Below are 1783 nucleotides of genomic sequence, written 5' to 3' on the forward strand. Positions count from 1 at the left end.
CTGGGCCATAAAAATAAACAGTTAGTTAAGATCTCGACTATTTACAGCTTGGCAACGCAAGGTACAATTAAAATCGTACTTGGCGCCGCTCAACTGATCGATACTTGATCAACTAGCGCAAAGAATGATCATGCGTCGGCCCTGCACCAGGCAGAACTTGGGATTCTTCTTCAACCATCGCTCGGTCTGTTTGCTTTTGTGAATGATGTAGTTATCGAGGATCAACGTGATGGTTTTGGCTCGTCGGTAGTGGTGGCGCAGCTTTTCCAGCATGGCAATAAACAGCGATGAGTTTTTCTTGATCCCGCTGACGTAAAGTACCCTTCCGTTGCCTGCGTGGAGAACGCCTGCCAGATAATGCTTGGCATTCTGCCCCGGTGTGACAACCCGCTTTTGCTGCGCTCTGAACATCCAGTCGGCTCCTAATTTGGGATTGAGGTCTATATCGACTTCATCCTCATAAAACACCGGATTATCGGCATCACAGCGGGCCAGCGCGGCGTCGATATTCGCCATTTTTTCCTGATAGGCTGGGTCTTTTATCCGCAAGGTCGGCACGGGCCTGCGCCAGACAATGCCCATACGAGGCGTTGTTGATCAAATCCATTGTTGGATAGCCGTTCCCCAACCCTTCGAGACCACTCAATTCACTGGTTGGCGAACAGGCATACCAAGCCCTGTCAGCTTGTTCATCACCTTCACGCCAGCCAGAAGCTCGCTCACCTGGGCGTTGTAGTTCCGCAGGCTCAGCTTCGGCCCGATGAGTTGCTTGAACCGGTACATGGCGGTCTCGGCTATCGAGCGCTGGTGATAGCCACAGTTCTGCTTCCATTGCTTCAACTCACCAGCCTTGAGCGCCGTTACCGCCTCGTTGCGGGGATGACCCTCCTCCCACAGCGCCGCGTTCTTTCTCGGCGGTATAGTGGCTTTCGCCCCCTTCTTTTTCAGTAGCGCATGACAGGCCTTGGTGTCATACGCACCATCGGCGCTGACCTGTTTTATCTTGCGTCGCAAGGGGTTGAGCAACGTCGGTAACACCTCGTTATCCGCCACCGTCTCCAGGCTGACTTCGGCGGCGATGACCGCATGGGTTGTGGCATCCACCGCCAGGTGGAGCTTGCGCCACACTCGTCGCTTCTCCTTGCCGTGTTTGCGAATTTTCCATTCGCCTTCGCCATAGACCTTGAGGCCGGTGGCATCAATGACCAGGTGAGCCACCGGGCCTTGGCTGGGGAGGCGGTACTTAATGTCGACGGTCTTGGCCCGCTTGCTGATACAGCTGTAGTCCGGCGATTGCAAAGGCACCGCCATCAGTTGGAACAACGAGTTAATGAAGCCTTCCAGGGCTCGCAGCGGCAGCTTGAACAAGCCTTTTAGCATCAGGGCTGTCTCAATGGCGGTGTTACTGTAGTGGAAACCCCGCCCTCGGCGGCCATGGTGGCTCTGGCAATGCCACTGCTGAATGGCTTGTTCGTCCATCCAGATGGTCAACGAACCGCGTTGCACCAAGGCTTGGTTGTACTGCTGCCAGTTGCTGATCTTGTGCTTGGACTTGCCCATCTGATGCTCTCGGATACTCCTCTACAGGATCAGATCACCGAGATGACAGATAGTTCCCCGATTTGAGCAACAAGGCCCCCATACGAGGTAACCATCGGCGGAGCGTGGAGGCTGCCACATTGAGCCCTGTTAACCGATTGATTTTTATAGCCAATAGTTCAGTACACCAACGGCTGCGCTGATAACCAAAATCTTGCGGAGAAAACTGCATGAGCAGCACCAG

The 1783-nt window shown here is 54.2% G+C and carries 2 protein-coding genes and 1 pseudogene; all 3 read right to left on the reverse strand.

Features of this window, described 5'->3' with window-relative positions; genetic code table 11:
• Positions 1 to 108: 108 nt before the first annotated feature.
• Positions 109 to 582, reverse strand: coding sequence for an IS630 family transposase (locus J9889_RS18985; RefSeq protein ID WP_282597962.1), 474 nt, complete (start codon positions 580 to 582; stop codon positions 109 to 111).
• Positions 583 to 642: 60 nt separating this feature from the next.
• Entirely contained in the window at positions 643 to 1560 is a 918-nt protein-coding gene (locus tag J9889_RS18990) for an IS5 family transposase (protein WP_210557713.1), read from the reverse strand.
• Positions 1561 to 1645: 85 nt separating this feature from the next.
• Positions 1646 to 1783, reverse strand: a pseudogene (locus J9889_RS18995) (IS630 family transposase); the annotation flags it as partial.

Origin of the sequence: Aeromonas sp. PrichA-15 (assembly GCF_017939245.1) — a bacterium.
GTDB lineage: Bacteria > Pseudomonadota > Gammaproteobacteria > Enterobacterales > Aeromonadaceae > Aeromonas > Aeromonas caviae.

Bases quoted from the DNA above. Each gene is read 5' to 3' on its own strand.
- J9889_RS18985 (WP_282597962.1), bottom strand. From the start codon at position 582: ATGGGCATTGTCTGGCGCAGGCCCGTGCCGACCTTGCGGATAAAAGAC.
- J9889_RS18990 (WP_210557713.1), bottom strand. From the start codon at position 1,560: ATGGGCAAGTCCAAGCACAAGATCAGCAACTGGCAGCAGTACAACCAA.